We start from the raw sequence: 21809 nt of genomic DNA, 5'->3' as shown, positions 1-21809 counted from the left end.
GCCAGCGTACGCCGTTCGTACTGTTCCGGATCGTCTCCAAGCAGACGGACCGCCCCGGGCGGAAGAGCCCGGGGCGGTCGCTTCAGGAGCCAGAGCCGTCGCATCAGGCCAGGGCCGTCAGGTCCAGGGTCTTCAGGCGTTCCGGGTCTCCCAGGGCGTCGATGGCGACGATCTTGCCGCCGACCACCGTGAACGCCATCACCGACACCGCCCGGCCCCCGCGCACCACGACCGCGCCGGCCGCCCCGTTGATCAGCGCCGGGCGGACGAACGGCGCGAGCGCGCGGTACAGGGCCGCCTGGCTCGCCACCGTACGGGCGCCCGCGAACACCACCGACATCGGGCTGCCCGCACCCGCGTCGGAGCGCAGCACCACGTCCGGGTCCAGGACGGAGACGAGCGCCTCGAAGCGCCCGTCCCGCGCGGCGGCGTAGAACGCGTCCACCGCCTCCCGCTGCCGCGCGAGGTCGGCGTCCGGGGCCGGGGCCCGCTCGCGCACCCGTCGGCGCGCGCGGCTGGCGAGCTGACGCGTCGCCGCCGGGGTCTTCTCCACCAGCGGGGCGATGTCGTCGAACGGCACGGCGAACATGTCGTGCAGGACGAACGCCAACCGCTCCGCCGGCGCCAGCGACTCCATCACCACCATCAACGCCAGCCCCACAGAGTCCGCGAGCAGCACCTCCTGCTCGGGCTCGATCCCCCGCGCCGAGCTGATGATCGGGTCCGGGACGCGGGTCTCCAGGCGCTCGATCGGGTCCTCCCGCCGCTGCTCACGCGCGCGCAGCAGGTTCAGGCACACCCGGGCGGTGACCGTCGTCAGCCATCCGCCGAGGTTCTCGATCTCGCCGTCGTCGCTGCGGTCGAGCCGCAGCCACGTCTCCTGGACGGCGTCCTCCGCCTCGCCGAGCGAGCCCAGCATCCGGTAGGCCACCGCCCGGAGCCGGCCGCGGTGCTCCTCGAAACGTTCCGTCAACTCCATCCGGCTTTCCCCCCTCGGTCCGACGCGCCGTCACACACGCGTCACACGCATCCTCACACGCACCGTCATACGCCCAGGGGAGCACGGCCGATCACCACGGTCGCGTACAGCTCCTCCGATGTCGCCGCCCGGACCTCCAGCCCGCCCGCCACCAGGGCGGACGCCGTCACCGGCGACTGCCGCGCACTGGTCTCGATCAGCAGGTGCCCGCCCGGCGCCAGCCAGTCGACCGCCTCCGCCGCGATCCGCCGGTGCACGTCGAGGCCGTCGGCGCCGCCGTCCAGGGAGACCAGCGGTTCGTGGTCCCGGGCCTCCGGCGGCATGAAGCCGATCTCCTCGGTCGGCACGTACGGGGCGTTGACCACCAGCACCCCGATCCGTCCCCGCAGCCGCGCCGGGAGCGCCGCGTACAGGTCGCCCTCCCACACCGTTCCGCCGTACGGGGCCACGTTGCGCCGCGCGTACGCCAGCGGGGCCGGGTCGATGTCGGCCACGTGCAGCTCGACCCCGCCCGGCACCCGCGCCGCCACCGCCGCGCCGAGGGCGCCCACGCCGCAGCACAGGTCGAGCACCACCGCGCCCGGCACGGCCGACTCCACGGCCAGCTCCACCAGGAACTCGGTGCGCCGGCGCGGCACGAAGGCCCCCGCGCCGACCTCCATGCGCAGCCCGCTGAACTCCGCCCAGCCGACGACGTGTTCCAACGGTTCGCCGGCCACCCGCCGGGCCACCAGCCCCTCCAGGTGCCCGTCGTCGTCGGCGGCGGCGACCAGCAGGTCGGCCTCCTCCTCGGCGAAGACGCAGCCCGCCGCGCGCAGCCGTTCCACCATCGTTGTCATGTGGCTCCTCAGCCCTCTCAGAAAACGTCCGGACACCACGGCCGGCGCGCGGTGCGGAACACCGCGTCCGCGAGCGCGAGCGCCCCGGGCCGTTCCTCGGTCAGCCGGCCCAGCGCCGCCAGCCGGACGGCCGACTCCTCGCCCAGGTACAGGGAGCCCAGCTCGGACACCCCGATCCGCACGTCGGCCGGCTCGTCCGTAGGGGCGCACGTGCCTGCGCCCGCGTCCAGCCGGTAGCGTCCGGCCGCCGGGCCGCCCGGGTCCTCGACCTCCAGGACGAGCACCCCGGGCACGGCGTACGTCCGGGCCTCCAGCGCCCGTACGACGTCCAGCACCCGCACCCACAGGAAGTCGGCGGCGGTGACCACCCGAGCGGCCCGCGCGTCGGGCAGCAGGTGCGGCAACAGGTCGTCGGGCGCCCGGCGGCCGCTGCGGACCTTCAGCACCCAGTCGATGGAGCACAGGTAGTGCCACAGCGCCCGCTCCGCGGCCGGGGTGACCGCGATCAGGTCCTTGACCTGCACGGTGTTCAGCGGGGTCTTCGCGTCCGTCCAGTGGTCGTCGGCCACGTAGGCGGCCAGTCCCTCCACCTCCCCCGCCGGGTTCCGGTACACCACGTGCATCTTCGTCCGGTACGGGCGGTGCGAGACCTCCTCAAGGCCGGTGGCCAGGTTCCACCAACGGGCGTCGCGGTCGATGACGCCGTGCGTGGCCGCCCGCAGCCTCTCGTGCAGGACGGGACCCACCCTGCGCACCTCGGCGACGTCGACCAGGTCGACGCGGCCCTCGTCCGGGCCGAGGCCGGAGCGTCGGCGATCGAGGCCGGTGCGCGCGACGTCCACCTCCCATTCGACGCAGGAGGCGGCCGGCCCGTAGCCGTAGCGGCCGTAGATCGGGTACTCGGCGGAGATGAGGGTGGACAGGACCTCGCCGCGCGCCCGGGAGGCCGCGAGTTCGGCGGCCATCATCCGGGACAGCAGGCCCTGGCGGCGGTGCGTGGGCATGACGGTCACGTTGGACACCGCCCCGCACGGGACGGTGGCCCCGCCGGGCACGGTCAGTTCCTGGGGGAAGGAGCGGAAGGTCGCGACGCAGCGACCGGTGTCCGTGTCGAAACCGCCCTGGGTGCGGGCGAGGTCCCCGTACTCGGCCCGCTGGGCCACGTCGGAGGCGGTGGCATCGGCGGGCGTCAGGAAGCCCGTATTGACGGCCGTCAACCATTCGGCGAGCTCGGATTCGGCGATCAGTCGGACGTCAGCACTCATATCGCGCCAGGCTAACCGCCCGACCTGTCCGGGTCTCCCGATTTTCCGCCCGTCACCAACCTCTACTGCCTCTGCTGCCTCTACGCCAGCAGGTCGTCGACCTGCGCCTCGCCCTCCCGGTAGCGGCGGGTGATCTCCGCGCTGGAGTCGTCCGCCATGCGCTGGAGTTGCTGGCGGCGCCGCGAGACCTGCTGCTCGTAACCGACCAACCGGGCCATCGCGTCGTGCAGTTCGGCGTCCGTACGGGCGTCCAGGTCGGACAGTTCCACGTCGGACAGCATCTCCGCCGCCAGCAGCCGGAACTCCTCGTTGTGCGGGGTGCCGAGCGTGACGTGCCGGGCGGAGGCGCTCCGGCGGGACGGGGCGTCGGCGAGGATCTCCGAGAGCCGGTCCACCACCGGCGCCTCGGGGTCCGTCCGGCGGGCCAGCTCGGCCCGCAGGATGTCGATGCGGCCCTGGAGGAGTCTGCGTACGTAGCTCAGGTCGGCCTCGTCGCGCTGCGCGTCGCGGCGCATCGCGCGCAACTCGGGCAGGCCGAGCGTGGTCGCCGTGGTGATCGCGACGGCGGTGACGGTGGCGGCCGCCGGGGTGGTCGGTCCCGGCGCCTCCCCCGTGCGCTGCGCGGGCGGGCGTCCCGCGGCGCCGGGCGGCGGATCGGCCGGCGCGGCGGGTGACGCGGGTGAAGCGGGTGCAGGTGCGGAGGTACCAGAAGTGTTCATCGTTGTGTGTGTCCGTCCCCTCGACCGGTGCTGAGGGCACCGCCTGCGTGCATGGTGCCACTCTCCGTGGTGCCGACGCAGTCCCGGTGCACCCGTTCGGCCCCGGACGGGTGCACGCCTGGTACACAGGTGGTATGCGAGCAGTGGTGCAGAGGGTGGACGGCGCGAGCGTCGTCGTGGCCGGCGAGACCGTCGGCGAGATCGTCGGCGAGGGACTGTGCGTGCTGGTGGGGGTGACCCACGACGACACCCCGGAGAAGGCGGCGGTGCTGGCGCGCAAGCTGTGGTCCGTGCGGATCCTGGAGGCGGAGAAGTCCTGTAGCGACGTCGACGCCCCGCTGCTGGTGATCTCGCAGTTCACGCTCTACGGGGACGCCCGCAAGGGCCGCCGCCCCACCTGGAACGCCGCCGCGCCCGGACCGGTGGCGGAGCCGCTGGTCGAGGAGGTCGTGGCACAGCTGCGGGCGCTGGGGGCGACGGTGGCGACGGGCCGGTTCGGCGCGGACATGCGGGTCTCGCTGACCAACCACGGCCCGTTCACCATCGTCATCGACGTCTGACGCGAGGCTGCGACGCGGCGCTACGGCGCCACCACGACCTCCTGCGCTGCGGCCGTCGTCCCGACCAGCAGCGGGGCGTCCACGGGAACGTTCCGCTTGACCAGCGCGAGCGCGATCGGGCCCAGCTCGTGGTGGCGCACGGCGGTGGTGACGAAGCCGAGTTTGCGCCCCTCCTCCCCGTCGGTGGCGAGCCGTACGGGCGTCCCGTGCGCCGGGAGCAGCACCTCGGAGCCGTCCAGGTGCAGGAAGACGAGCCGGCGCGGAGGCTTCCCCAGGTTGTGGACGCGGGCCACCGTCTCCTGACCGCGGTAGCAGCCCTTCTGGAGGTGGACGGCCGTGCCGATGAGGCCGATCTCGTGCGGGATGGTGCGGTGGTCGGTCTCCAGGCCCAGGCGCGGCCGGTGCGCCTCGACGCGCAGGGCCTCGTAGGCGAGGATTCCGGCGGCGGGGCCGTGGCCGGCGGCGAAGGCCTCCAGGCCTGCGCGGGGCAGGAAGACGTCGCGGCCGTAGGGGGTCTCGCGGACGACGAGGCCCTTGTCGACCTCGGCGATGGAGCCGGCCGGAAGGTGCACCACGGCGAAGTCGGCGGTCCGGTCGGCGACTTCGACGCGGTAGAAGAACTTCATCGCCTCCAGGTAGGCGATCAGCTCGTCCTGCGTGCCGGGCTCCACGTGCGCCCACACCGTCTCGCCGTCGTCGACGAGGTAGAGGGCGTGCTCGATGTGCCCGTTCGCCGAAAGGATCAGCGCCTCCGTGGCCTGTCCGGCCGGGAGGTCCGTGACGTGCTGGGTGAGCAGCAGGTGCAGCCAGCTCAGCCGGTCCGGTCCGCTGACGGCGACGACGCCCCGGTGCGAGAGGTCGACGAAGCCGCGGCCGTCGGCGAGGGCGCGCTGTTCGCCGTAGAGCTCTCCGTAGTGGGCGGCGACGCCCGCGTCACGGCCTTCGGCCGCCACGGCGCCGGGAAGATGGAGCAAGGGGCTGCTGGTCATGCCACCAAGCGTACGACCCCGCGCGGATCATGACGGGGGTGCCTGTGGACAACCGCCGGCGCGGTGCTCACGCGGTGGCGGAACCGGCCCCCGAGCCCGCGTCGGTGCCAGTGCCGGTGCCCGCGTCGGACGCCCGGCGCGCCGCGGCGCACTTGACGCACAGGCCGAAGATCGCGAAGTGCTTCATGTCCGTCTCGAAGCCGAAGGTGTCGCGGAGCTTCGCCGTGAAATCGGCGGCGATGTCCACGTCCGCCTCGATCACCTCGGTGCAGTCGCGGCACACGAGGTGGATGTGGTGGTGCCGATCGGCGAGGTGGTAGGTGGGGGCCCCGTGCCCGAGGTGGGCGTGCGAGACCAGGCCCAGCTCCTCCAGCAGCTCCAGGGTCCGGTAGACGGTGGAGATGTTGACGCCGGAAGCGGTCTTGCGCACCTCGACGAGGATCTCGTCGGGGGTCGCGTGCTCCAGGGCGTCGACGGCTTCCAGCACGAGTTGACGCTGCGGTGTCAGCCGGTAACCGCGCTGCCGCAGGTCGGTCTTCCAGTCGGTGGTCACCACCCGGCCAGTCTAGGGGGTGTGAACGCGAAGGGGACCTCGGGCGGGGCTGCCCGTGGTCCCCCGTCGGTGATGCTCGCGGCTCAGCGGAAGAAGGCGATGCCGTCTTCCGGGAGCTCGGGGAGGTTGCGCGCCATGTCGGCGATCTCCTCCGGGGTGACGACCTTCTTGAGCTGGGCCGACATGTACGGACGCAGCTCGACCTCGGGCGTGGCCTTCTCGCCGACCCACATCAGGTCGCTCTTCACGTACCCGTAGAGGCGCTTGCCACCGCTGTACGGGCCGGACGCGGCCGTCCGCGCGACGGCGTCGGTCACCAGGTCGATCTGCGGCTTCTTGTCGGCGAGCTCGCCGTACCAGACCTCGACGACGCCCTGGTCACGGACCATGACGATCTCGACCTTGCGGTCCTTGTCGATGCGCCAGTAGCCCGACTCGGACTCCAGCGGGCGCACCTTGTTGCCCTCGGCGTCGAGCACCCAGGAGTGGGAGGTGTACTCCAGGAAGTCCCGGCCGTCGTGGCTGAAGACGACTTCCTGGCCGAAGTTGCACTTCTCCTCGCCGGGGAAGTCGAAGACGCCCGCGCCTTCCCAGGTACCGAGGAGGAAGGCCAGGGGGACGAGGCCGGGGTTCAGGTCGGACGGGATCTGGATCATGATTGGTTGCTCAGGCGATCTGTGGGAGGGGTTCCGGGGCGGTCGGCCGGTCGGCGCTCAGCGCTGACCCTGGTACAGCTTCTTGACGGCCAGGCCGGTGAAGGCCAGGACGCCGACGCAGACCAGGACCAGCAGGGAGGTGAAGACTGCCTCAAGCACGGGGTGCTCCTCGGAGGTTTCGGTGCGGTGGACGGGACCGGTCCCCAAGCCTACTGGCCCGGGGACCGGCGCACTCTGTGAGGTAGGCCGTACCGCCCATCGGGCGACGGCCCCGGCTCAGTGCAGCAGCTGGTCCTGGAGGATCACCGTCTGGTGGAAGGGGACGGAGGCCACCTGGCCCTTGCGGCTCTGGAAGATCACCGCCTGGGTGTCGCCGCCCTTGACGCAGCCGGCGACCAGCTGCTCGTCCCCGTAGGGCGCGGCCTCGGTGAAGAGGGAGACGTCCGCCAGGTCCGGCGGCTCCTGGAGGTTCTTGACCTTGCTCCAGGCGCTGTCGCCCTCTATCCGGTTGACCCCGTTCAGGTTCATGTTGATGCCGCAGCCCTCGAAGGCGTCCACGAAGCCGGAGGAGTGGAAACGCAGCAGGTAGACACGGGTGCGGGTGCCGTCGGGCATGGTCCAGCCGCGGGCGACGATCTCGCGGAGCCCGTCGTTGGTGAAGCCGTCCTTCATCTTCGTGCGGACCGTGGACTCGTACTCCTCCAGGAAGGTGTCGACGGACACCTTCTGGTCCTTCTCCAGCTTGAGTCCGGCATCGGGCGTGGAGCCCTCCGGCGCGGGCAGCAGCAGCTGGATCAGGCCCGCGTAGTGGACGCCCTCCTCGTTGTCCTCGGCGAAGGGCTGCGCGGCGCCCGGCGGCAGGGTGGGCTTGACGAGGGTCGGGTACGTCCAGCGGCCGTCGTCCTTCGTGGACAGGCCGGGGAGCTCGGTGCGCTCGGGCCGCACGAGCCCGTACGCGACCCCGGTGCCGACGGCCCCGAAGACGAGCACCGCCGCCGTCCAGCGCAGGAAGGCGAACAGGACCCGACGGTCCTTGGGAGCGACCGGCACGACCGGGACCGGGGTCTCCGGGGCGGCCGCGGTGGTGTTCTGCTCGGTCACACGGACTCCCCGGGGGACTTCAGGTGGCTCAGCTGGTTCTTGAGGAACTGCGTGGCGTCGTTGCGGGAGAGGGACTTGGGCCCGTAGGCGCGGAAGTTGACCATCACGTCGCCCTCGACGGCCACGCAGTCGATCGACTCGATCGACTCCTTCTTCTCCTCGCCGAGCGCCATGACGGAGCACCTGGCGTCGGGGAAACCGTCGACCTTCGGCGCGTCCTGGTCCTTCCCGATGTATTCGATGAGCTTCTTCGAAACCTCGGAGAACGTGCCCAGGGCCCGCGGGTCCGCCTGCATGATGCGGACCTCCACGACCAGCCGGCCGTCGGGGCGCGCGTAGCTGCGCCCGGCGAGCCCCTTGAGCTTCAGCTCGGCCAGCGCCTCGTCGCGCTTCTTGCGCTCGGCGCCCGACAGGCCCTTGCGGGCGTCCTTGAAGCCCTGGACGGCGCTGTCGCCCGAGACGAAGAAGTTGTTGCCGTCGTCGGCCAGGTCCGGGCCGAGCGCGAAGCTGTCGGGGACGGGGAGCAGCTTGCCCGACAGGGCGTTGGCCGGGACGGGCGCCGGCGGCTCGGGGGTGGCGGTGGTGGTGTCGTCGGCGCTCCAGTAGCGCGTCGTCGCCGTCCGGTCCGCGCCTTGGAGGGCGCCGAGCGCCCAGACGCCCCCGCCCGCGAGGACGGCGACGGCCACCCCGGCCGCGATCAGCGCGGGAGCCCTACGTCGCCCTGTACGCGCGCCCGGCTCGCCATCGGCGGCGGCTTCGGCGGGGGCGTCGGGGGCGGCCTCGACCGGCACGGCGACCGGCTCGGCCACCGGCGGGATGTCTTCGCGGGGCTCGGTCACAGTCGCTCCAGCTGTCGTTTGGTCAGGTCCATGACATCGCTCTCCGCGATCTTGCCGCGGCGGTCGTAGTAGCCGATGTCCAGGACGATGTCACCGCGGCGGGCGAGCGCCCGTGCCCCGCGGACGGGGTGGTAGCCGGGCTTCTCCCGCGCCTGCGAGTCCACCCACACGTGACCCAGGTCGCCGGGCAGGCCCGGGATGGCCACGCCGCTGTTGCCCGCGTACTTCTTCTCCGGCATGTACTGCGCCTGCCCGAGCAGGTACTCCTCCGCGCCCGAGCGGTCGTTGAACTGGAGCAGCCGGACCTGGACGAGCACCCGGCCACCGTCGCCCTGCGTCCACTCCGTGGAGGCGACCCGGCGGATCCGGTTGCGCGCCAGGTCGGGGAAGGCGTACTGGGGGTCCTCGAAGAAGTGCGCGGCGAAGAAGCCCAGGAACTCGTAGCCGCTGCCCTCGACCTTCGCCCCGTCCGGCGCCGTGACCAGCAGGTCGGCCAGGTCGTCGTCGGTCTTGTGGTGCCGGTTGGCGTTGATCGACTTGTTCGTCGTGCCGTCGTCCGGGGCGAGCGGCTTGGGCGTGACGAGCTTCTGCTGCGCCAGCGGGGGCAGCGGGGTGGGCTCGCGGTGGTACTGGACGGCGTAGCCGGTGACCGTGCCGGCGAGGGCGCCGAGTACGAGGGCGCCGGCGATCAGGAGCGTCGTACGACCCCGGCGGCTCGGACGCGCGGGATCCGGGCGCTGTTCGTGTTCCAAAAGAGGTCCCCCACAAGCCTGTACGCCGGTTCGTTTACCGGCGCACACACAAGACGGCCTGATCGGTGGGGGAGTTGTACGCACCCTTATTACGTTCCTATATAGACGGACCCGTCGGCGGATCGTCCGTTCCGGGACGCCGCTTCCCGTCCAGTTCGTCCCACCATTCATCGGACTTCGGGTCGCCCGAGGGGTCGTCCCACCACCGGTCGTCCGGCCCGCGCCGGTTCGCGACCACCGCGGCGATCGGCGGGATCACCATCGCGACGACGCACAGCGCCACCGCCGCCTCGACCGAGATCAGCCGCACGAAGGACCAGGCGGAGACGAACAGGACCAGGCATGCGCCCATCAGCAGGAAGTAGGCGCGCCGGCGCCGGGCGTACATGCTTCCAGGGTAGGACCGGCCCCGCCGGAAGCGGAGCCGGACGGCGCGAAGGGCCGCACCCCGTTCCAGTGGCGTCCAACCCCCGGGGGTGCGGCCCTTCGGCCGGTTCAGCGCGCGGTCGCTCGGAGCACGATGGCTCGGACCGCGACGGTTCAGACCGCGATGGCGACGTCCGTCACGCCGCCGGCCTCGGCGACGACCACGGCGCGGTCCGCCTGGGCACCCGGGACGAGCGCGCGCAGCGTCCAGGAACCGGTGGCCGCGTAGAAGCGGAACTGGCCGGTCGCGGAGGTCGGGACCTCGGCGGTGAACTCACCGGTCGAGTCCAGCAGGCGGACGTAACCGCTGATGGGCTCGCCGTCCTTGGTCACCTGCCCCTGGATGGCGGTCTCACCGGGCTTCAGCGTCGCGAGGTCGGGCCCGCCGATCTGTGCTCCACACATGTTCTCTGTCCTGTCCTAGAGAGGTCGTACTGCCTACGGGGCGTCGCGTGCCCGGGGACTACTTGTTGGCGCCGAGCTCGATCGGCACGCCGACGAGCGAGCCGTACTCGGTCCAGGAGCCGTCGTAGTTCTTGACGTTCTCCTGGCCCAGCAGCTCGTGCAGCACGAACCACGTGAGGGCGGAGCGCTCACCGATGCGGCAGTAGGCGATGGTGTCCTTCGTGTCCAGGTCGACGCCCTCGGCCTGGTACAGGGCCGTCAGCTCCTCGTCGGACTTGAAGGTGCCGTCGTCGTTGGCGTTCTTCGACCACGGGATGTTGCGGGCGCTCGGCACGTGGCCGGGGCGCTGCGACTGCTCCTGCGGGAGGTGCGCCGGGGCGAGCAGCTTGCCGGAGAACTCGTCGGGCGAGCGGACGTCGACCAGGTTCTGGACGTTGATCGCGGCCACCACGTCGTCGCGGAAGGCGCGGATCGTGGTGTCCTGCGGCTGGGCCTTGTACTGGGTGGCCGGGCGGTTCGGGACGTCCTTGCCGTCGACCAGGTCGCGGGAGTCGAGCTCCCACTTCTTGCGGCCGCCGTCGAGGAGGCGGACGTCCCGGTGGCCGTAGAGCTTGAAGTACCAGTAGGCGTAGGACGCGAACCAGTTGTTGTTGCCGCCGTAGAGGACGACCGTGTCGTCGTTGGAGATGCCCTTGGCGGAGAGCAGCTTCTCGAAGCCCTCCTGGTCCACGAAGTCGCGGCGGACCGGGTCCTGGAGGTCCTGCTTCCAGTCGATCCGGACGGCGTTGGTGATGTGGTTCTTGTCGTACGCGGACGTGTCCTCGTCCACCTCGACGATGACGACGTTGGCGTCGTTCAGGTGGGCCTCGACCCAGTCGGCGTCTACGAGGACGTCGCTGCGGCTCATGGTGTTCTCCTCCGGGGCAGTGTGCGGCGGGCTGTGCTGGTGCTGCGCTGCGGGGCTTGCGTGGTGCGGTGTGCGTGCGCGCCCTTGCGGATGGCGCTCCGGGCCGTGCGCGGGGAGGCGTCAGGGGCAGGAGGCAGGTGCGGTCGGTGCGATCACGCGGATGAGGAACTGAGGCCGTCGGTCCGGCCGGTGGAGCGGAAGGCTCACACCTCTCACATGGAGCGACAGAGCATGGCGGCGACGCGACACAGGTCTACTGCCCGCCGCTTCGTGAGGTCCGCCTGCTGATGCTTCATAGCCATGGATCGTAGGGAGGAATCGACCGCCCTGTCACCGGTGTGTCATATTTCGAGACAGGATCGTCCGGATGGCGGGATGAGGAAGCCCCGGGCGGCCGCCTCGCGGCCTTCCGGGGCTGTTCGTGCGGCCCGTTCATCTGCGGAGCGGACCATGCCGTCTCACGATCCGGCGGCCAGGGACACGTCCGTACCGCTGAGCGTGAGGTGGACGCCGCTGTCGTCCGAGGTCAGTGTCGACAGCTGGAGCCCGGTCGGCAGGCCCGCGTCGAGGCGGCGGTCGAAGTCGGTCCGCTTGCGGATGGCCGATTCGATCCCCGGCAGGCCCTCGCCGGGCACGGAGTCCGCCCGTACGCGGACCAGCTTGCCGCCGCCCTTGCCCTCCACGAGCGTGACGGTCGACACGACGCTCTTGGTGATGCTCTTGCCCAGGAAGTCGAACGTCGCGGTCACCTTCACCTTGCCCGGCGCCCCGCCGTAGGTGAGGACCACGCCGCTCTCGGAGGCCTTGGTGAGGTCCTCGTAGGAGATCAGCGCGTTGCCCTCGGCGCGGCGGGCGGTGCCGCCCGTGTAGTCCGCGTTCAGCTTCACCTCGTGGAAGCCGGCGTCGAGCCGCGTGAGGCGCGCCTTGCGGCCGTCGGCTTGGGCGTCGATGCCCTGGAGCTTCAGATCCACCCGGTCCAGCTCGTGACCGATGGCCTGCGTGAGGAAGGGGAAGCCGTGTATCTCCACCTCGGCGCTGCCCGCGAGCCCCTGCCGGGACTGGAGGCGGTCGGCCAGCCGGTTCTCGGCATAGCCGACCGCCCAGCGGTCCACCCCCACGAACAGGGCGCCCAGCACCACTGCGATGATCACGACGACGCGCAGAAACCGCACGTTCCCCTCCCCCTACTAGTCGGTACGTGCGTCCCAGTGGACCATGCCCACCCGTCGGAGCCCCGTCAGGCCGGGGCCGGCGTCAGCCGACCACCCGCCCGATCAGGTACACGGCCGGAGCGGCGACGGCCAGCGGCAGCGCGACACCGGCCGTCATGTGGACAAACTTGGACGGATAGTCGTACGCCGCCACGCGCAGCCCGATCAGCGCGCAGACGCCGGCGGCGAGCCCGAGCAGCGCGCCGCCCACGCCCACCCCGGTCATCCCGCCGACCGCGATGCCGGCACCGGCCGCGGCGGCCAGCGAGACGGCCACGGAGACGGGCGTCGGCAGCGGCAGGGCCCGGGTGAAGACGGCGACCGCGACGGCGACCGCGCCCACGGTGACGGCCTCGGAGTCGGCCGCCAGGAAGCCCGCGCAGATGATGGCGAGCGCCGCCGAGGCGACGGAGGCCATCAGCCCGTACATCCGCTCGTCGGGGTCGGCGTGGCTGCGCAGCTGGAGCACCAGCGTGAGCAGCACCCAGGCCCCGAGGGTGCCGATGATCGCGCCGGGCCCGTACGTACGGTCCACCGCGAGCACCGCCGCGTCGGCGACGAGGGCTCCGGCGAAGGCGAGGGCGATGCCCTGACGGGCGGGCCACATGCCGTTGAGGCGGAACCAGCCGGCGGCGGTGAGGCCCTGGAGGGCGATCAAGGGGAGCAGCAGGGCGTACTGCCCGAAGAACGCGGCCACGGCCATCAGCAGACCCAGGGCGGCGGTCAGTATGGCCGACTGCGGACCGGGGTCGATGATCGGCGAGCGGCCCTCGGCGCGGGCCTGCGCGGGGTCGACGGCGCGCACGGTGTTGCCGCCCAGGGTGGGCGGCGAGTACGCGGCGGGATCGGCCGCGGGGGCCTCGTCCCGTACGGGCGGCAGGTACGCGGTCTGCTCGGCCGGGATGTCCCGCACCGGCGGGAGGTACGCCGTCTGCTCGGCGGGGACGTCGCGCACGGGCGGGAGGTACGCCGTCTGCTCGGCGGGGACGTCCCGCACCGGCGGGAGGTACGCCGTCTGCTCGGCGGGGACGTCCCGCACCGGCGGGAGGTACGCCGTCTCGGCGGCGGCGGAAGCCGGCTGCGGAGCCTCGTCGCGGAACCAGCCGTCCGGGGCCATGCCCTGCCTGTGCTGCTCCTGCGCGGGCACCGGCGGGAGGTACGCCGTCTGCTCGGCGGCGGCGTCGTCCCGTACGGGCGGCAGGTACGCGGTCTCGGCGGCGGCCGAGGGGTCGCCCTGCTGCGGCCACGGCGCGGCGGCCTGGGGCCAGGCGGGCTGCTGCTGCTGGTGCACAGGCTGCTGCGGCTGCGGGGCCTCGTCGCGGAACCAGCCGTCCGGCGCCACCGGCTGCTGCTGCGGCTGCTGCTGCGCCGGGACCGGCGGCAGGTACGCCGTCTCGGCGGCGGCCACGGCGTCACCCTGCGGCTGCGGCCACGGCGTGCCCGCCTGGGGCCACCCGGACTGCTGCACCGGCTGCTGCACCGGCTGCTGCTGCGCGACCTCGTCCCGGAACCAGGCCTCCGGCGCCGGCGGCGCGGCCTGCCCCGGGACGGCGCCCAGCGGCGGGTGCACCGGCTGGTAGCTGGTGTCCCAGGTGTGGGAGGACCAGGTCTGGGTCCCGTACGGGTCCTCCGGCGGCTGCGCCGGAGGCGGGGACTGGGATTGCGACGGGGACGGGGACTGCTCTTCCGGAGTGCTCATCGGTTCCCGCTCACCCGCCCGCGAACGGCGGGAGCACCTCGACGGTGCCCCCCTCGGTCAGCAGCACGGCGTCATGGGCGCGCTTGCCCACGGGCTCGTCGTTCACCAGGAAGGAGCAGCGCTGCAGGACCCGGGTCAGCTCCCCGGGGTGGGCTTCCCGCACGGCGTCGAGCGCCTCGGCCAGTGTGTGCGCCGAGTACGGCTCCTCCGCAGTCTTGGCCGCGGCTTTGGCCGCCGCCCAGTAGCGGATGGTTCCGGTTGCCACTGCAGCTCCTATCAGTCGGCTCTCTACCGGCCTCCATGATGACCCCTCCGGCGCTCCACTCCGGTGTGCGTCCACGCGCCCCGCGTGCGCCCGAACGACCCGCTCGTCCCGGTCGGCGGGCCGCCGATACGGTGAAACCGGGGCATACGCAGGCCAGGGGCGTGGCGCGCACCACAGAACGGGCTTCCCGGAGCCCTCGGTGCCGAAAGGGGCGGTGGGCTATTCTGGCGGCGTAGAGGATCCGGGCAATGTGGCCCCCGGGTCCTTTTGTGCTTTCAGCACGTTGAACGGGCCGCGAACGTTGAACGGATCGAGCAGAGCGGCACCCCACCGCGGCCCCAGGGCGCGGGGCGGGACGGGGCGCCGGGCAGTCGTACGAAGCAGTACCACGCACGTCCTCGACGGGACCGAGGAGGAACCGACGTGATGGACCCGCGAACCGCGCAGGCGCATGACCACCCGACCCGGGCAGGTGGTCGGGCATGAGCTCCCTCCTGCTCCTGACCAATGCCCTGCAGCCGTCGACCGAGGTGCTGCCCGCCCTCGGACTGCTGCTCCACAACGTGCGGGTCGCACCCGCCGAGGGCCCGGCCCTCGTGGACACCCCCGGCGCCGACGTGATCCTCGTCGACGGCCGCCGCGACCTGCCGCAGGTGCGGTCGCTGTGCCAGCTGCTGCGCTCCACGGGGCCGGGCTGTCCGCTGATCCTCGTGGTCACCGAGGGCGGTCTCGCCGCCGTCACCGCCGACTGGGGCATCGACGACGTCCTGCTCGACACGGCCGGTCCGGCCGAGGTCGAGGCGCGGCTGCGGCTCGCGACCGGTCGCCGGCAGCTCGGCACGGACGACTCCCCGATGGAGATCCGCAACGGCGACCTGTCGGTCGACGAGGCGACGTACAGCGCGAAGCTGAAGGGGCGGGTCCTGGACCTGACCTTCAAGGAGTTCGAGCTGCTGAAGTACCTCGCCCAGCACCCGGGCCGGGTCTTCACGCGCGCCCAGCTCCTCCAGGAGGTGTGGGGCTACGACTACTTCGGCGGCACCCGGACGGTCGACGTGCACGTACGACGGCTGCGGGCCAAGCTCGGCCCCGAGCACGAGTCGCTGATCGGTACGGTCCGCAACGTCGGCTACCGCTTCGTCACCCCGGAGAAGGTGGAGCGCGCGGCCGCCGAGGCCGCCGAGCGGGCCGCCGCCGAGCGGGGCCCGGGGCGGGCGGGGGGCCTCCCCCGGATGGAGGAAGCGGCTGTGAGCATCCACTCGGCAAAACACCCTGCCCAGAGGTAGGTCACCCCGCGTAGACTGCCGCGCGTGGCCAAGGTGACGCGGGATGACGTTGCACGACTTGCGGGTACGTCTACCGCCGTCGTGAGCTACGTCATCAACAACGGACCCCGGCCGGTCGCCCCGGCCACGCGCGAGCGTGTCCTCGCCGCGATCAAGGACCTGGGCTACCGCCCGGACCGGGTCGCGCAGGCGATGGCGTCACGCCGCACCGACCTCATAGGCATGATCGTCCCCGATGCCCGTCAGCCGTTCTTCGCGGAGATGGCGCACGCGGTCGAACAGGCCGCCGCCGAGCGCGGAAAGATGGTCCTGGTCGGGAACTCCGACTACCGCGACGAGCGCGAGGTCCACTACCTGCGGGCGTTCCTCGGGATGCGGGTGTCGGGGCTGATCCTCGTCAGCCAGGGCATGAGCGAGCGGGCCGCCTCCGAGATCGAGGCCTGGGACGCGCGGATCGTGCTGCTGCACGAGCGGCCCGAGGCCATCGACGACGTCGCCGTCGTGACGGACGACATCGGCGGCGCCCAGCTCGCCACGCGTCACCTGCTGGAACACGGACACGCGTACGTCGCCTGCATCGGCGGCGTCGAGAACACCCCCTCGGTCGGCGACCCGGTCGCCGACCACGTCGAGGGCTGGCGGCGGGCCATGCTGGAGGCCGGGCGCTCCGTGGAGGGCCGGCTCATCGAGGCCCCGTACAACCGCTACGACGCGTACAAGGTCGCCCTGGAGGTCCTGGCCAAGCCGGACCGGCCGACGGCGATCTTCTGCGCGACGGACGACCAGGCCATCGGCGTGCTCCGCGCCGCGCGGGAGCTGCGCATCGACGTCCCCGAGGAGCTGGCCGTGGCCGGCTTCGACGACGTCAAGGAAGCCGCCCTGACGGACCCGCCGCTGACGACGATCGCCTCCGACCGGCCCGCGATGGCCCGCGCGGCGGTGGACCTCGTCCTGGACGACGCCCTGCGCGTGGCGGGCTCGCGCCGGGAGCGGCTCAAGCAGTTCCCGTCGGCCCTGGTCATCCGCCGCTCCTGCGGCTGCCGCTGACCCTCCTTTCCGACGCGCCGCTCGCGCGACTCGGCCGCAAGCGGCCTCCCCGGCTTCGCGCCGCCGCGCCGGACTCCGTCCGTCGGCCCCGGGGCGGGGTCGGTGGGCCGCTGCGCGGGGCTGTCCCCTGCCCGCCCTTCGCCCGTTCCCTGGGGCTCCGCCCCGGACCCCGCGCCTCAAACGCCGGCGGGGCTGGGTTTGGCTGCGTCTGGTCCGGCGGGCGGCGCCGGGCGGGGGTCGGGCGGCGGGTTCATGTCGGGCATACGCGGTTCTGTCGGGGTTCTCAGGGGGGACTCAGGAAGCTCTCATGATCCGGGCTCAGAGTCGCAGACATGACCGACAGCTTCCGCCGCGAAGGCGAGTACCCCCAGGAGAACCGCCCGGCCCAGCACCCGCCCTTCGGGGAGGACTGGGAGCGGGGGCGTGACCGGTTGACGCACGACGGCGGGCCGGCTCCGGCGGCCGGGGGGTATCCGCCCCCGCCCGCCTATCCGCCGGCCACGCCGCCCGTCGCCCCCGGGTGGCACGAGGCGCACCAACCGCCGGTCATCCGGGGCGAGACCGTCCCACGGACGCACGCGGCCCGCGCCAAGCGCCCCGTGAAGCTCCTCGCGGCCGTGGCCCTGGCGGCGGCGCTGATCGGCGGCGGAACGGCCGCCGCCGTGCAGCAGTTCCTCGCCCCGCACGGCGCCGCCGGCGGCGGGGTCAACGGCACCAACGCCTCGCAGTCCGACACCGGCACCGTCTCCGGGGTCTCCGAGCGGGTCAGCCCGTCCGTCGTGCGCATCGACACCCGCACCGAGAGCGGCCAGGGCACCGGCTCCGGCTTCGTGGTCACCGCCGACGGCGAGATCGTCACCAACAACCACGTGGTGAACGGCGCGTCCGAGATCCAGGTGACCATGAGCGACGGCAAGAAGTACCCCGCCAAGATCGTCGGCACCGACCCCGACAAGGACCTGGCCCTGATCAAGCTCCAGGGCGCGAGCGGCCTCAAGGCCGCCACCCTCGGCGACTCCGACCGGCTGAAGGTCGGCGACCAGGTCGTCGCCATCGGCTCCCCCGACCGCCTGACCGGCACCGTCACCAGCGGCATCGTCTCGGCGCTGAACCGCGAGGTGAACGTCCCGAAGTCCGAGAACCGACAGCAGCAGCGCGGTCAGCGGCAGGACGGCGGCGGGTGGCCGTTCTCGTACGGCGGGCGGCAGTTCAACGGCGACACCGGCTCGAACACCACCTCGTACAAGGCCATCCAGACGGACGCCTCCCTCAATCCGGGCAACTCCGGCGGCGCCCTGGTCAACATGAAGGGCGAGATCGTCGGCATGCCGTCCGCGATCTACTCCCCCTCCGGTGACAGCGCGAGCGCCGGCAGCGTCGGCCTCGGCTTCGCCATCCCGGTCAACACCATCAAGGCCGACCTCGACTCCCTCCGGAAGGGAAGCGGCACAGGCGGCTCAAGCGGCACGGACAGCGCCCCCAACGGCTTCGGCGCCTCGTTCTGACACCCTGGAACGTGCCCCGCGCACCGACCACCACCCCTGGGGGGACCGACATGAATGGCGCCGAAGGCGACCCGCAGCGCATCCTCGTCGTCGACGACGAGCCGGCCGTCCGCGAGGCCCTGCGCCGCAGCCTCGCCTTCGAGGGGTACGGCACGCGGACCGCCGTCGACGGGCTCGACGCCCTCGACCAGGAGCGGGAGTACGCCCCGGACCTGATCGTCCTGGACATCCAGATGCCCCGGATGGACGGGCTGACGGCGGCCCGCCGGCTGCGCGCGGCCGGCAGCGTCACCCCGATCCTGATGCTGACCGCCCGCGACACCGTCGGCGACCGCGTCACCGGCCTCGACGCGGGCGCGGACGACTACCTCGTCAAGCCCTTCGAGCTGGACGAGCTGTTCGCCCGCGTCCGCGCCCTGCTGCGCCGCAGCTCCTACGCCGCTGCCGCCGCCGCAGGCGCGCCCGACTCCGACGCCCTCACCTTCGCCGACCTGCGCATGGACCTCACCACCCGCGAGGTCACCCGGGGCGGCCGGCCGGTGGAGCTGACCCGCACCGAGTTCACCCTGCTGGAGATGTTCCTCGCGCACCCGCGCCAGGTGCTGACCCGCGAGCAGATCCTCAAGACGGTCTGGGGCTTCGACTTCGAGCCCAGCTCCAATTCCCTGGACGTCTACGTGATGTACCTGCGCCGCAAGACCGAGGCGGGCGGCGAGCCCCGCCTCGTCCACACCGTGCGCGGGGTCGGCTACGTCCTGCGTCAGGGCGACGGCGGCCCCGAGTGAGCCCCGTCGCCAGATTCCGCGCCCTGCCGCTGCGCTCGCGCCTCGCGCTGCTGGTCGCGGTGGCCGTCGCGGTGGCGGTGGCGGCCGTGGCGGGGGTGTCGTGGGTGATGGTCCGTACGCAGCTGCGCGACCAGCTCGACCAGTCGCTGCGTGCCACCAACCCGAACGAGCAGGTGTTGCGCACCCTGCGCGAGGGCTGCACCACCCGTCCGACGGCGCAGCCCGCCGAGGGCATCGCCGACAACCTGAACGCCACCGTGCAGATCGTCGGCGCCGACGGCACCCACTGTTGGACCAGCGGCCGCACCGACCTGCCCGTCGCCCCGATCGACCGGCAGGTCGCGGCGGGCCTGCGCGACTGGGTCCTCTACGACGCGACGGCCGCCGACGGCACCGAGATGCGCGTCTACACCAAGGCCGCCCGCGTCTCGGGCGGCCCGGTCTTCGCGATCTCCATCGCCAAGCCCCTCGCCGACGTCGAGAAGCCGCTGTCGACCCTGGCCTGGGTGCTGCTGCTGGTGTCCGGCGTCGGCGTGGTCGGCGCGGGCGCGGCCGGGCTGTGGGTGGCCCGTACGGGGCTGAAGCCCGTCGACGAACTCACCGAAGTGGTGGAGCACATCGCCCGGACCGAGGACCTCACCGTCCGCATCCCCGAGGAGGGCGACGACGAGATCGCCCGCCTGTCGCGGTCGTTCAACTCGATGACGGCGGCCCTCGCCTCCTCGCAGGAGCGCCAGGCCCAGCTGATCGCGGACGCCGGGCACGAGCTGCGCACCCCGCTCACGTCGCTGCGCACCAACATCGAGCTGTTGGCGCGCAGCGAGGACACGGGCCGGGCCATCCCGCCCGAGGACCGCCGGGAGTTGCTGGACTCCGTCAAGGCGCAGATGACGGAGCTGGCCTCGCTGATCGGGGACCTCCAGGAGCTGTCCCGGCCGGACGCCGCCCCGCACGGGCCGCTCGGGGTGGTGGCCCTGCACGAGATCACCGCGTCCGCGCTGTCGCGGGCCCGGCTGCGCGGTCCGGAGCTCCTCTTCACCTCGGAGCTGGAGCCCTGGTACGTGCGGGGCGAGGCGGCGGCGCTGGAGCGGGCGGTGGTCAACGTCCTCGACAACGCGGTGAAGTTCAGCCCGCCGGGCGGCGCCGTCGAGGTCTCGCTGCGCGCCGGCGAGCTGACCGTGCGCGACCACGGGCCGGGCGTCCCGGCCGACGACCTGCCGCACGTCTTCGAGCGCTTCTGGCGCTCCCCGTCGGCCCGCGCCCTGCCCGGCAGCGGCCTGGGCCTGTCCATCGTGGCCCGTACGGCGACCCGCGCGGGCGGCACCGCCGCCCTGCGGGCGCCCGCCGACGGGGGCGGCGGCACCGAGGCGGTGCTGCGCATCCCGGGGGCGCCGACGCCGCCGCCGTCGGATCCGTCAGTTGTGCCGGATCAGTGAGGTGACCAGGCCGGAGCGGGTGTTGGGGAAGTCCATCGGGACGATCCCGAGCCCGGTGCGGCCGGCCATCTCCGCGCCGTCGACGAAGGAGTGCGCCTGCGGGTTCAGGCGGTCGGAGTTCCACCGGGGCGGCATGTAGGCGGCCGTGCTGACGTAGTTCACGAACAGCTTGCCGGGCTGCTGGACGGCGCGGCGGAAGTGGTTCTCGATCCTGCCGCGCTTGGCGAAGGGCTCGGCGTTCCAGTCGTCCTGGATGTCGAAGACGTCGCCGTCGCCGTAGCGCAGGCCCGGCAGACCGCCGTTGTCGGCGAGCAGGACCACCTTGCCGCGCGCCTGGCCGAGGGTGGGCAGGGTGTCGGCGATGCGGAAGAGCGGACGCCAGCCGCGGTGGTCGAGGTAGTCGTCGAAGACGGCGCGGAAGGTGGCGTCGCCTTCCTCGGAGTACTCCTGCTTGAGGCGCATCAGCACGGTCTCGGCAGGGTGCGCGGCGAGGAAGTTCCAGCAGGCGACGAGGACGTCGCCGAACATCAGGTTCTGGTAGAACGCGCCGTGGTGGATGGCGAACGAGCCGCCCGTCACCCGGCAGCGGACGTCGAGGAAGCGGATGCCGGAGTCGAGCTGCTCGGCGATCGAGGTGTTCTGGCAGGCGACGTAGAGCCCGCCGTGGCGGGCTCCGGAGTCGTGGGTGCCGGGGATGGTCATCCGGCTCAGGGCGGTGGAGTCGGCGAGGCCGGCCATCCAGTCCCGGGTGGTGAGGGTCCGCGCGGAAGCCGGGGCCGCCGTCGCCACCGAGGGCAGCAGGCCCGCGCCCGCCGCCGTCGCCCCGACCAGAAACGCGCGTCTGTCCATGGCCATGCCCCACCCCTTCGCCGCCCTGATGTCGGACGGATTATGGCGTGGGGGGCACGGCTTTACTACCCGTCGGTAGGCAGTGGTTTCTCCAGCAACTCGACCATGCGGCGCAGCCCTTGGGCCAGCGAGCGGCCGTCCGGCGTGTGCTCCGGATCGGTCAGGGCCTGCACCATGACGCCGCTCAGCAGGGCGAGGTGCACCGTCCCGAGGCCGCGTACGTCCTCCTCCGCGACCTCCTGCGGCGCCACCCCGGCGAGTTGCGCGGCCACCATCCGGCGGGCCTGGCGCTGGCTCTCTGCGAGGACGGCGAGCAGTTCGGGCGAGGACTGGGCGTGGACGAAGGCCTCGACGGAGGCGATCCACAGCCAGCGCGTCTCGCCGAAGTCACGGATCTTGCGGTCCCACATGTCGGCGAAGCGCGCCTCGGTGGTGTCGCCCTGTCCGGTCAGCCGGGCGGATGCCGCCGCCGCCCATTCGTCCATGGCGGCGAAGAGCGCCTGGTTGAGCAGGGCCTCGCGCGAGCCGTAGTGGTAGCCGATCGCGGCCATGCTGACCCCGGCCGCCGAGGCGATGTCGCGCACGGTGGTGCGTAGGTAGCCCTTCTCCTCCAGGCAGCGGCGCGCTCCGGCCAGCAGGTCCTCGCGATTTCCCATCCCCGGATCGTAGCGGCGCCACACTTTGCACAACCGCCCAAGACATATGTCTTGCGCGCTTGCCCAACTCCTGGCAGGCT

The 21809-nt window shown here is 72.5% G+C and carries 25 protein-coding genes; 6 read left to right on the top strand and 19 right to left on the bottom strand.

What is annotated here, in order from left to right:
- Positions 1-103 precede the first annotated feature (103 nt).
- The 4 genes from M4D82_RS18345 to M4D82_RS18330 form a co-directional block, all read right to left on the bottom strand.
- The gene (locus M4D82_RS18345) at positions 104-979 is read right to left on the bottom strand and encodes a sigma-70 family RNA polymerase sigma factor (RefSeq protein WP_249767072.1); all 876 of its coding nucleotides are present in this window, start codon (positions 977-979) and stop codon (positions 104-106) included.
- Positions 980-1044: 65 nt separating this feature from the next.
- The gene (locus tag M4D82_RS18340) at positions 1045-1818 is read right to left on the bottom strand and encodes a putative protein N(5)-glutamine methyltransferase (RefSeq protein WP_249767071.1); all 774 of its coding nucleotides are present in this window, start codon (positions 1816-1818) and stop codon (positions 1045-1047) included.
- Between the two features lie 17 nt (positions 1819-1835).
- Positions 1836-3083: a GNAT family N-acetyltransferase gene (locus M4D82_RS18335; protein WP_249767070.1), complete on the bottom strand. Its 1248-nt coding sequence runs from the start codon at positions 3081-3083 to the stop codon at positions 1836-1838.
- An 80-nt stretch (positions 3084-3163) separates the two neighbouring features.
- Entirely contained in the window at positions 3164-3802 is a 639-nt protein-coding gene (locus M4D82_RS18330; protein ID WP_249767069.1) for an RsiG family protein, read from the bottom strand.
- A 134-nt stretch (positions 3803-3936) separates the two neighbouring features.
- On the opposite strand from M4D82_RS18330, the gene dtd reads away from it, so the two are divergent.
- On the top strand, positions 3937-4362 hold the full coding sequence (gene dtd, locus M4D82_RS18325) for a D-aminoacyl-tRNA deacylase (RefSeq protein WP_249767068.1): 426 nt from the start codon (positions 3937-3939) through the stop codon (positions 4360-4362).
- Between the two features lie 20 nt (positions 4363-4382).
- Here the strand turns inward: dtd and ygfZ are convergent, their stop codons facing one another.
- The 13 genes from ygfZ to M4D82_RS18265 form a co-directional block, all read right to left on the bottom strand.
- Positions 4383-5351 carry a CAF17-like 4Fe-4S cluster assembly/insertion protein YgfZ gene (ygfZ, locus tag M4D82_RS18320; RefSeq protein WP_249767067.1) on the bottom strand — a complete coding sequence of 323 codons (969 nt, stop codon included), beginning with the start codon at positions 5349-5351 and terminating at the stop codon, positions 4383-4385.
- A 67-nt stretch (positions 5352-5418) separates the two neighbouring features.
- Entirely contained in the window at positions 5419-5907 is a 489-nt protein-coding gene (locus M4D82_RS18315; RefSeq protein ID WP_249767066.1) for a Fur family transcriptional regulator, read from the bottom strand.
- Positions 5908-5987: 80 nt separating this feature from the next.
- A complete protein-coding gene (locus M4D82_RS18310) occupies positions 5988-6560 on the bottom strand; it encodes a heme-binding beta-barrel domain-containing protein (protein ID WP_249767065.1) in 573 nt (190 codons plus the stop codon).
- 276 nt (positions 6561-6836) lie between these two features.
- Positions 6837-7661, bottom strand: a complete 825-nt coding sequence (locus tag M4D82_RS18305; RefSeq protein ID WP_249767064.1) for a hypothetical protein — start codon at positions 7659-7661, stop codon at positions 6837-6839.
- Positions 7658-8500: a hypothetical protein gene (locus M4D82_RS18300; protein WP_249767063.1), complete on the bottom strand. Its 843-nt coding sequence runs from the start codon at positions 8498-8500 to the stop codon at positions 7658-7660. The genes M4D82_RS18305 and M4D82_RS18300 overlap by 4 nt, the downstream gene beginning before the upstream one ends.
- Positions 8497-9252, bottom strand: a complete 756-nt coding sequence (locus M4D82_RS18295) for a hypothetical protein (protein ID WP_249767062.1) — start codon at positions 9250-9252, stop codon at positions 8497-8499. Before M4D82_RS18295 ends, M4D82_RS18300 begins: the two co-directional genes overlap by 4 nt.
- Positions 9253-9349: 97 nt before the next feature.
- Positions 9350-9709: a DUF3099 domain-containing protein gene (locus tag M4D82_RS18290; protein WP_502989075.1), complete on the bottom strand. Its 360-nt coding sequence runs from the start codon at positions 9707-9709 to the stop codon at positions 9350-9352.
- Positions 9710-9792: 83 nt separating this feature from the next.
- Complete coding sequence (locus tag M4D82_RS18285; RefSeq protein ID WP_007265476.1) at positions 9793-10083, bottom strand: DUF1416 domain-containing protein; 291 nt, start codon at positions 10081-10083, stop codon at positions 9793-9795.
- Positions 10084-10141: 58 nt separating this feature from the next.
- On the bottom strand, positions 10142-10990 hold the full coding sequence (locus M4D82_RS18280) for a sulfurtransferase (RefSeq protein ID WP_249767060.1): 849 nt from the start codon (positions 10988-10990) through the stop codon (positions 10142-10144).
- A 212-nt stretch (positions 10991-11202) separates the two neighbouring features.
- Positions 11203-11286, bottom strand: coding sequence for a putative leader peptide (locus tag M4D82_RS34615; protein ID WP_350206375.1), 84 nt, complete (start codon positions 11284-11286; stop codon positions 11203-11205).
- A gap of 162 nt (positions 11287-11448) precedes the next feature.
- Positions 11449-12162 carry an LmeA family phospholipid-binding protein gene (locus M4D82_RS18275; protein WP_249767059.1) on the bottom strand — a complete coding sequence of 238 codons (714 nt, stop codon included), beginning with the start codon at positions 12160-12162 and terminating at the stop codon, positions 11449-11451.
- A gap of 82 nt (positions 12163-12244) precedes the next feature.
- Positions 12245-13900, bottom strand: coding sequence for a hypothetical protein (locus M4D82_RS18270; RefSeq protein WP_249767058.1), 1656 nt, complete (start codon positions 13898-13900; stop codon positions 12245-12247).
- Positions 13901-13910: 10 nt separating this feature from the next.
- On the bottom strand, positions 13911-14165 hold the full coding sequence (locus M4D82_RS18265; protein ID WP_249767057.1) for a MoaD/ThiS family protein: 255 nt from the start codon (positions 14163-14165) through the stop codon (positions 13911-13913).
- A 482-nt stretch (positions 14166-14647) separates the two neighbouring features.
- Between M4D82_RS18265 and M4D82_RS18260 the strand changes: the two genes are divergently transcribed.
- From M4D82_RS18260 to M4D82_RS18240, 5 genes are all read left to right on the top strand, one after another.
- Positions 14648-15451: a response regulator transcription factor gene (locus M4D82_RS18260; RefSeq protein ID WP_249767056.1), complete on the top strand. Its 804-nt coding sequence runs from the start codon at positions 14648-14650 to the stop codon at positions 15449-15451.
- 24 nt (positions 15452-15475) lie between these two features.
- Positions 15476-16498, top strand: a complete 1023-nt coding sequence (locus M4D82_RS18255) for a LacI family DNA-binding transcriptional regulator (protein ID WP_249767055.1) — start codon at positions 15476-15478, stop codon at positions 16496-16498.
- 332 nt (positions 16499-16830) lie between these two features.
- Positions 16831-18003, top strand: a complete 1173-nt coding sequence (locus M4D82_RS18250) for a S1C family serine protease (RefSeq protein ID WP_249767054.1) — start codon at positions 16831-16833, stop codon at positions 18001-18003.
- A gap of 50 nt (positions 18004-18053) precedes the next feature.
- Positions 18054-18788 carry a response regulator transcription factor gene (locus M4D82_RS18245; protein WP_249767053.1) on the top strand — a complete coding sequence of 245 codons (735 nt, stop codon included), beginning with the start codon at positions 18054-18056 and terminating at the stop codon, positions 18786-18788.
- Positions 18785-20224 (top strand): sensor histidine kinase, encoded by a 1440-nt coding sequence (locus tag M4D82_RS18240; protein WP_249767052.1) that lies wholly within the window; start codon positions 18785-18787, stop codon positions 20222-20224. Before M4D82_RS18245 ends, M4D82_RS18240 begins: the two co-directional genes overlap by 4 nt.
- Here the strand turns inward: M4D82_RS18240 and M4D82_RS18235 are convergent.
- Both M4D82_RS18235 and M4D82_RS18230 read right to left on the bottom strand, forming a co-directional pair.
- Positions 20204-21073: a phosphatidylinositol-specific phospholipase C gene (locus tag M4D82_RS18235; protein WP_249771924.1), complete on the bottom strand. Its 870-nt coding sequence runs from the start codon at positions 21071-21073 to the stop codon at positions 20204-20206. The genes M4D82_RS18240 and M4D82_RS18235 overlap by 21 nt on opposite strands.
- Before the next feature lie 65 nt (positions 21074-21138).
- Positions 21139-21729 carry a TetR/AcrR family transcriptional regulator gene (locus M4D82_RS18230; RefSeq protein WP_249767051.1) on the bottom strand — a complete coding sequence of 197 codons (591 nt, stop codon included), beginning with the start codon at positions 21727-21729 and terminating at the stop codon, positions 21139-21141.
- Between the last annotated feature and the right edge of the window lie 80 nt (positions 21730-21809).

Source organism: Streptomyces sp. RerS4 (assembly GCF_023515955.1).
GTDB lineage: Bacteria > Actinomycetota > Actinomycetes > Streptomycetales > Streptomycetaceae > Streptomyces.
This window is presented reverse-complemented; position numbering and strand designations above follow the sequence as displayed.

Bases quoted from the DNA above. Each gene is read 5' to 3' on its own strand.
- M4D82_RS18340 (WP_249767071.1), bottom strand. From the start codon at position 1,818: ATGACAACGATGGTGGAACGGCTGCGCGCGGCGGGCTGCGTCTTCGCC.
- M4D82_RS18270 (WP_249767058.1), bottom strand. From the start codon at position 13,900: ATGAGCACTCCGGAAGAGCAGTCCCCGTCCCCGTCGCAATCCCAGTCC.
- M4D82_RS18330 (WP_249767069.1), bottom strand. From the start codon at position 3,802: ATGAACACTTCTGGTACCTCCGCACCTGCACCCGCTTCACCCGCGTCA.
- M4D82_RS18245 (WP_249767053.1), top strand. From the start codon at position 18,054: ATGAATGGCGCCGAAGGCGACCCGCAGCGCATCCTCGTCGTCGACGAC.
- M4D82_RS34615 (WP_350206375.1), bottom strand. From the start codon at position 11,286: ATGAAGCATCAGCAGGCGGACCTCACGAAGCGGCGGGCAGTAGACCTG.
- M4D82_RS18235 (WP_249771924.1), bottom strand. From the start codon at position 21,073: ATGGACAGACGCGCGTTTCTGGTCGGGGCGACGGCGGCGGGCGCGGGC.
- M4D82_RS18250 (WP_249767054.1), top strand. From the start codon at position 16,831: ATGACCGACAGCTTCCGCCGCGAAGGCGAGTACCCCCAGGAGAACCGC.
- M4D82_RS18345 (WP_249767072.1), bottom strand. From the start codon at position 979: ATGGAGTTGACGGAACGTTTCGAGGAGCACCGCGGCCGGCTCCGGGCG.
- ygfZ (WP_249767067.1), bottom strand. From the start codon at position 5,351: ATGACCAGCAGCCCCTTGCTCCATCTTCCCGGCGCCGTGGCGGCCGAA.
- M4D82_RS18230 (WP_249767051.1), bottom strand. From the start codon at position 21,729: ATGGGAAATCGCGAGGACCTGCTGGCCGGAGCGCGCCGCTGCCTGGAG.
- dtd (WP_249767068.1), top strand. From the start codon at position 3,937: ATGCGAGCAGTGGTGCAGAGGGTGGACGGCGCGAGCGTCGTCGTGGCC.
- M4D82_RS18285 (WP_007265476.1), bottom strand. From the start codon at position 10,083: ATGTGTGGAGCACAGATCGGCGGGCCCGACCTCGCGACGCTGAAGCCC.
- M4D82_RS18310 (WP_249767065.1), bottom strand. From the start codon at position 6,560: ATGATCCAGATCCCGTCCGACCTGAACCCCGGCCTCGTCCCCCTGGCC.
- M4D82_RS18280 (WP_249767060.1), bottom strand. From the start codon at position 10,990: ATGAGCCGCAGCGACGTCCTCGTAGACGCCGACTGGGTCGAGGCCCAC.
- M4D82_RS18260 (WP_249767056.1), top strand. From the start codon at position 14,648: ATGAGCTCCCTCCTGCTCCTGACCAATGCCCTGCAGCCGTCGACCGAG.
- M4D82_RS18335 (WP_249767070.1), bottom strand. From the start codon at position 3,083: ATGAGTGCTGACGTCCGACTGATCGCCGAATCCGAGCTCGCCGAATGG.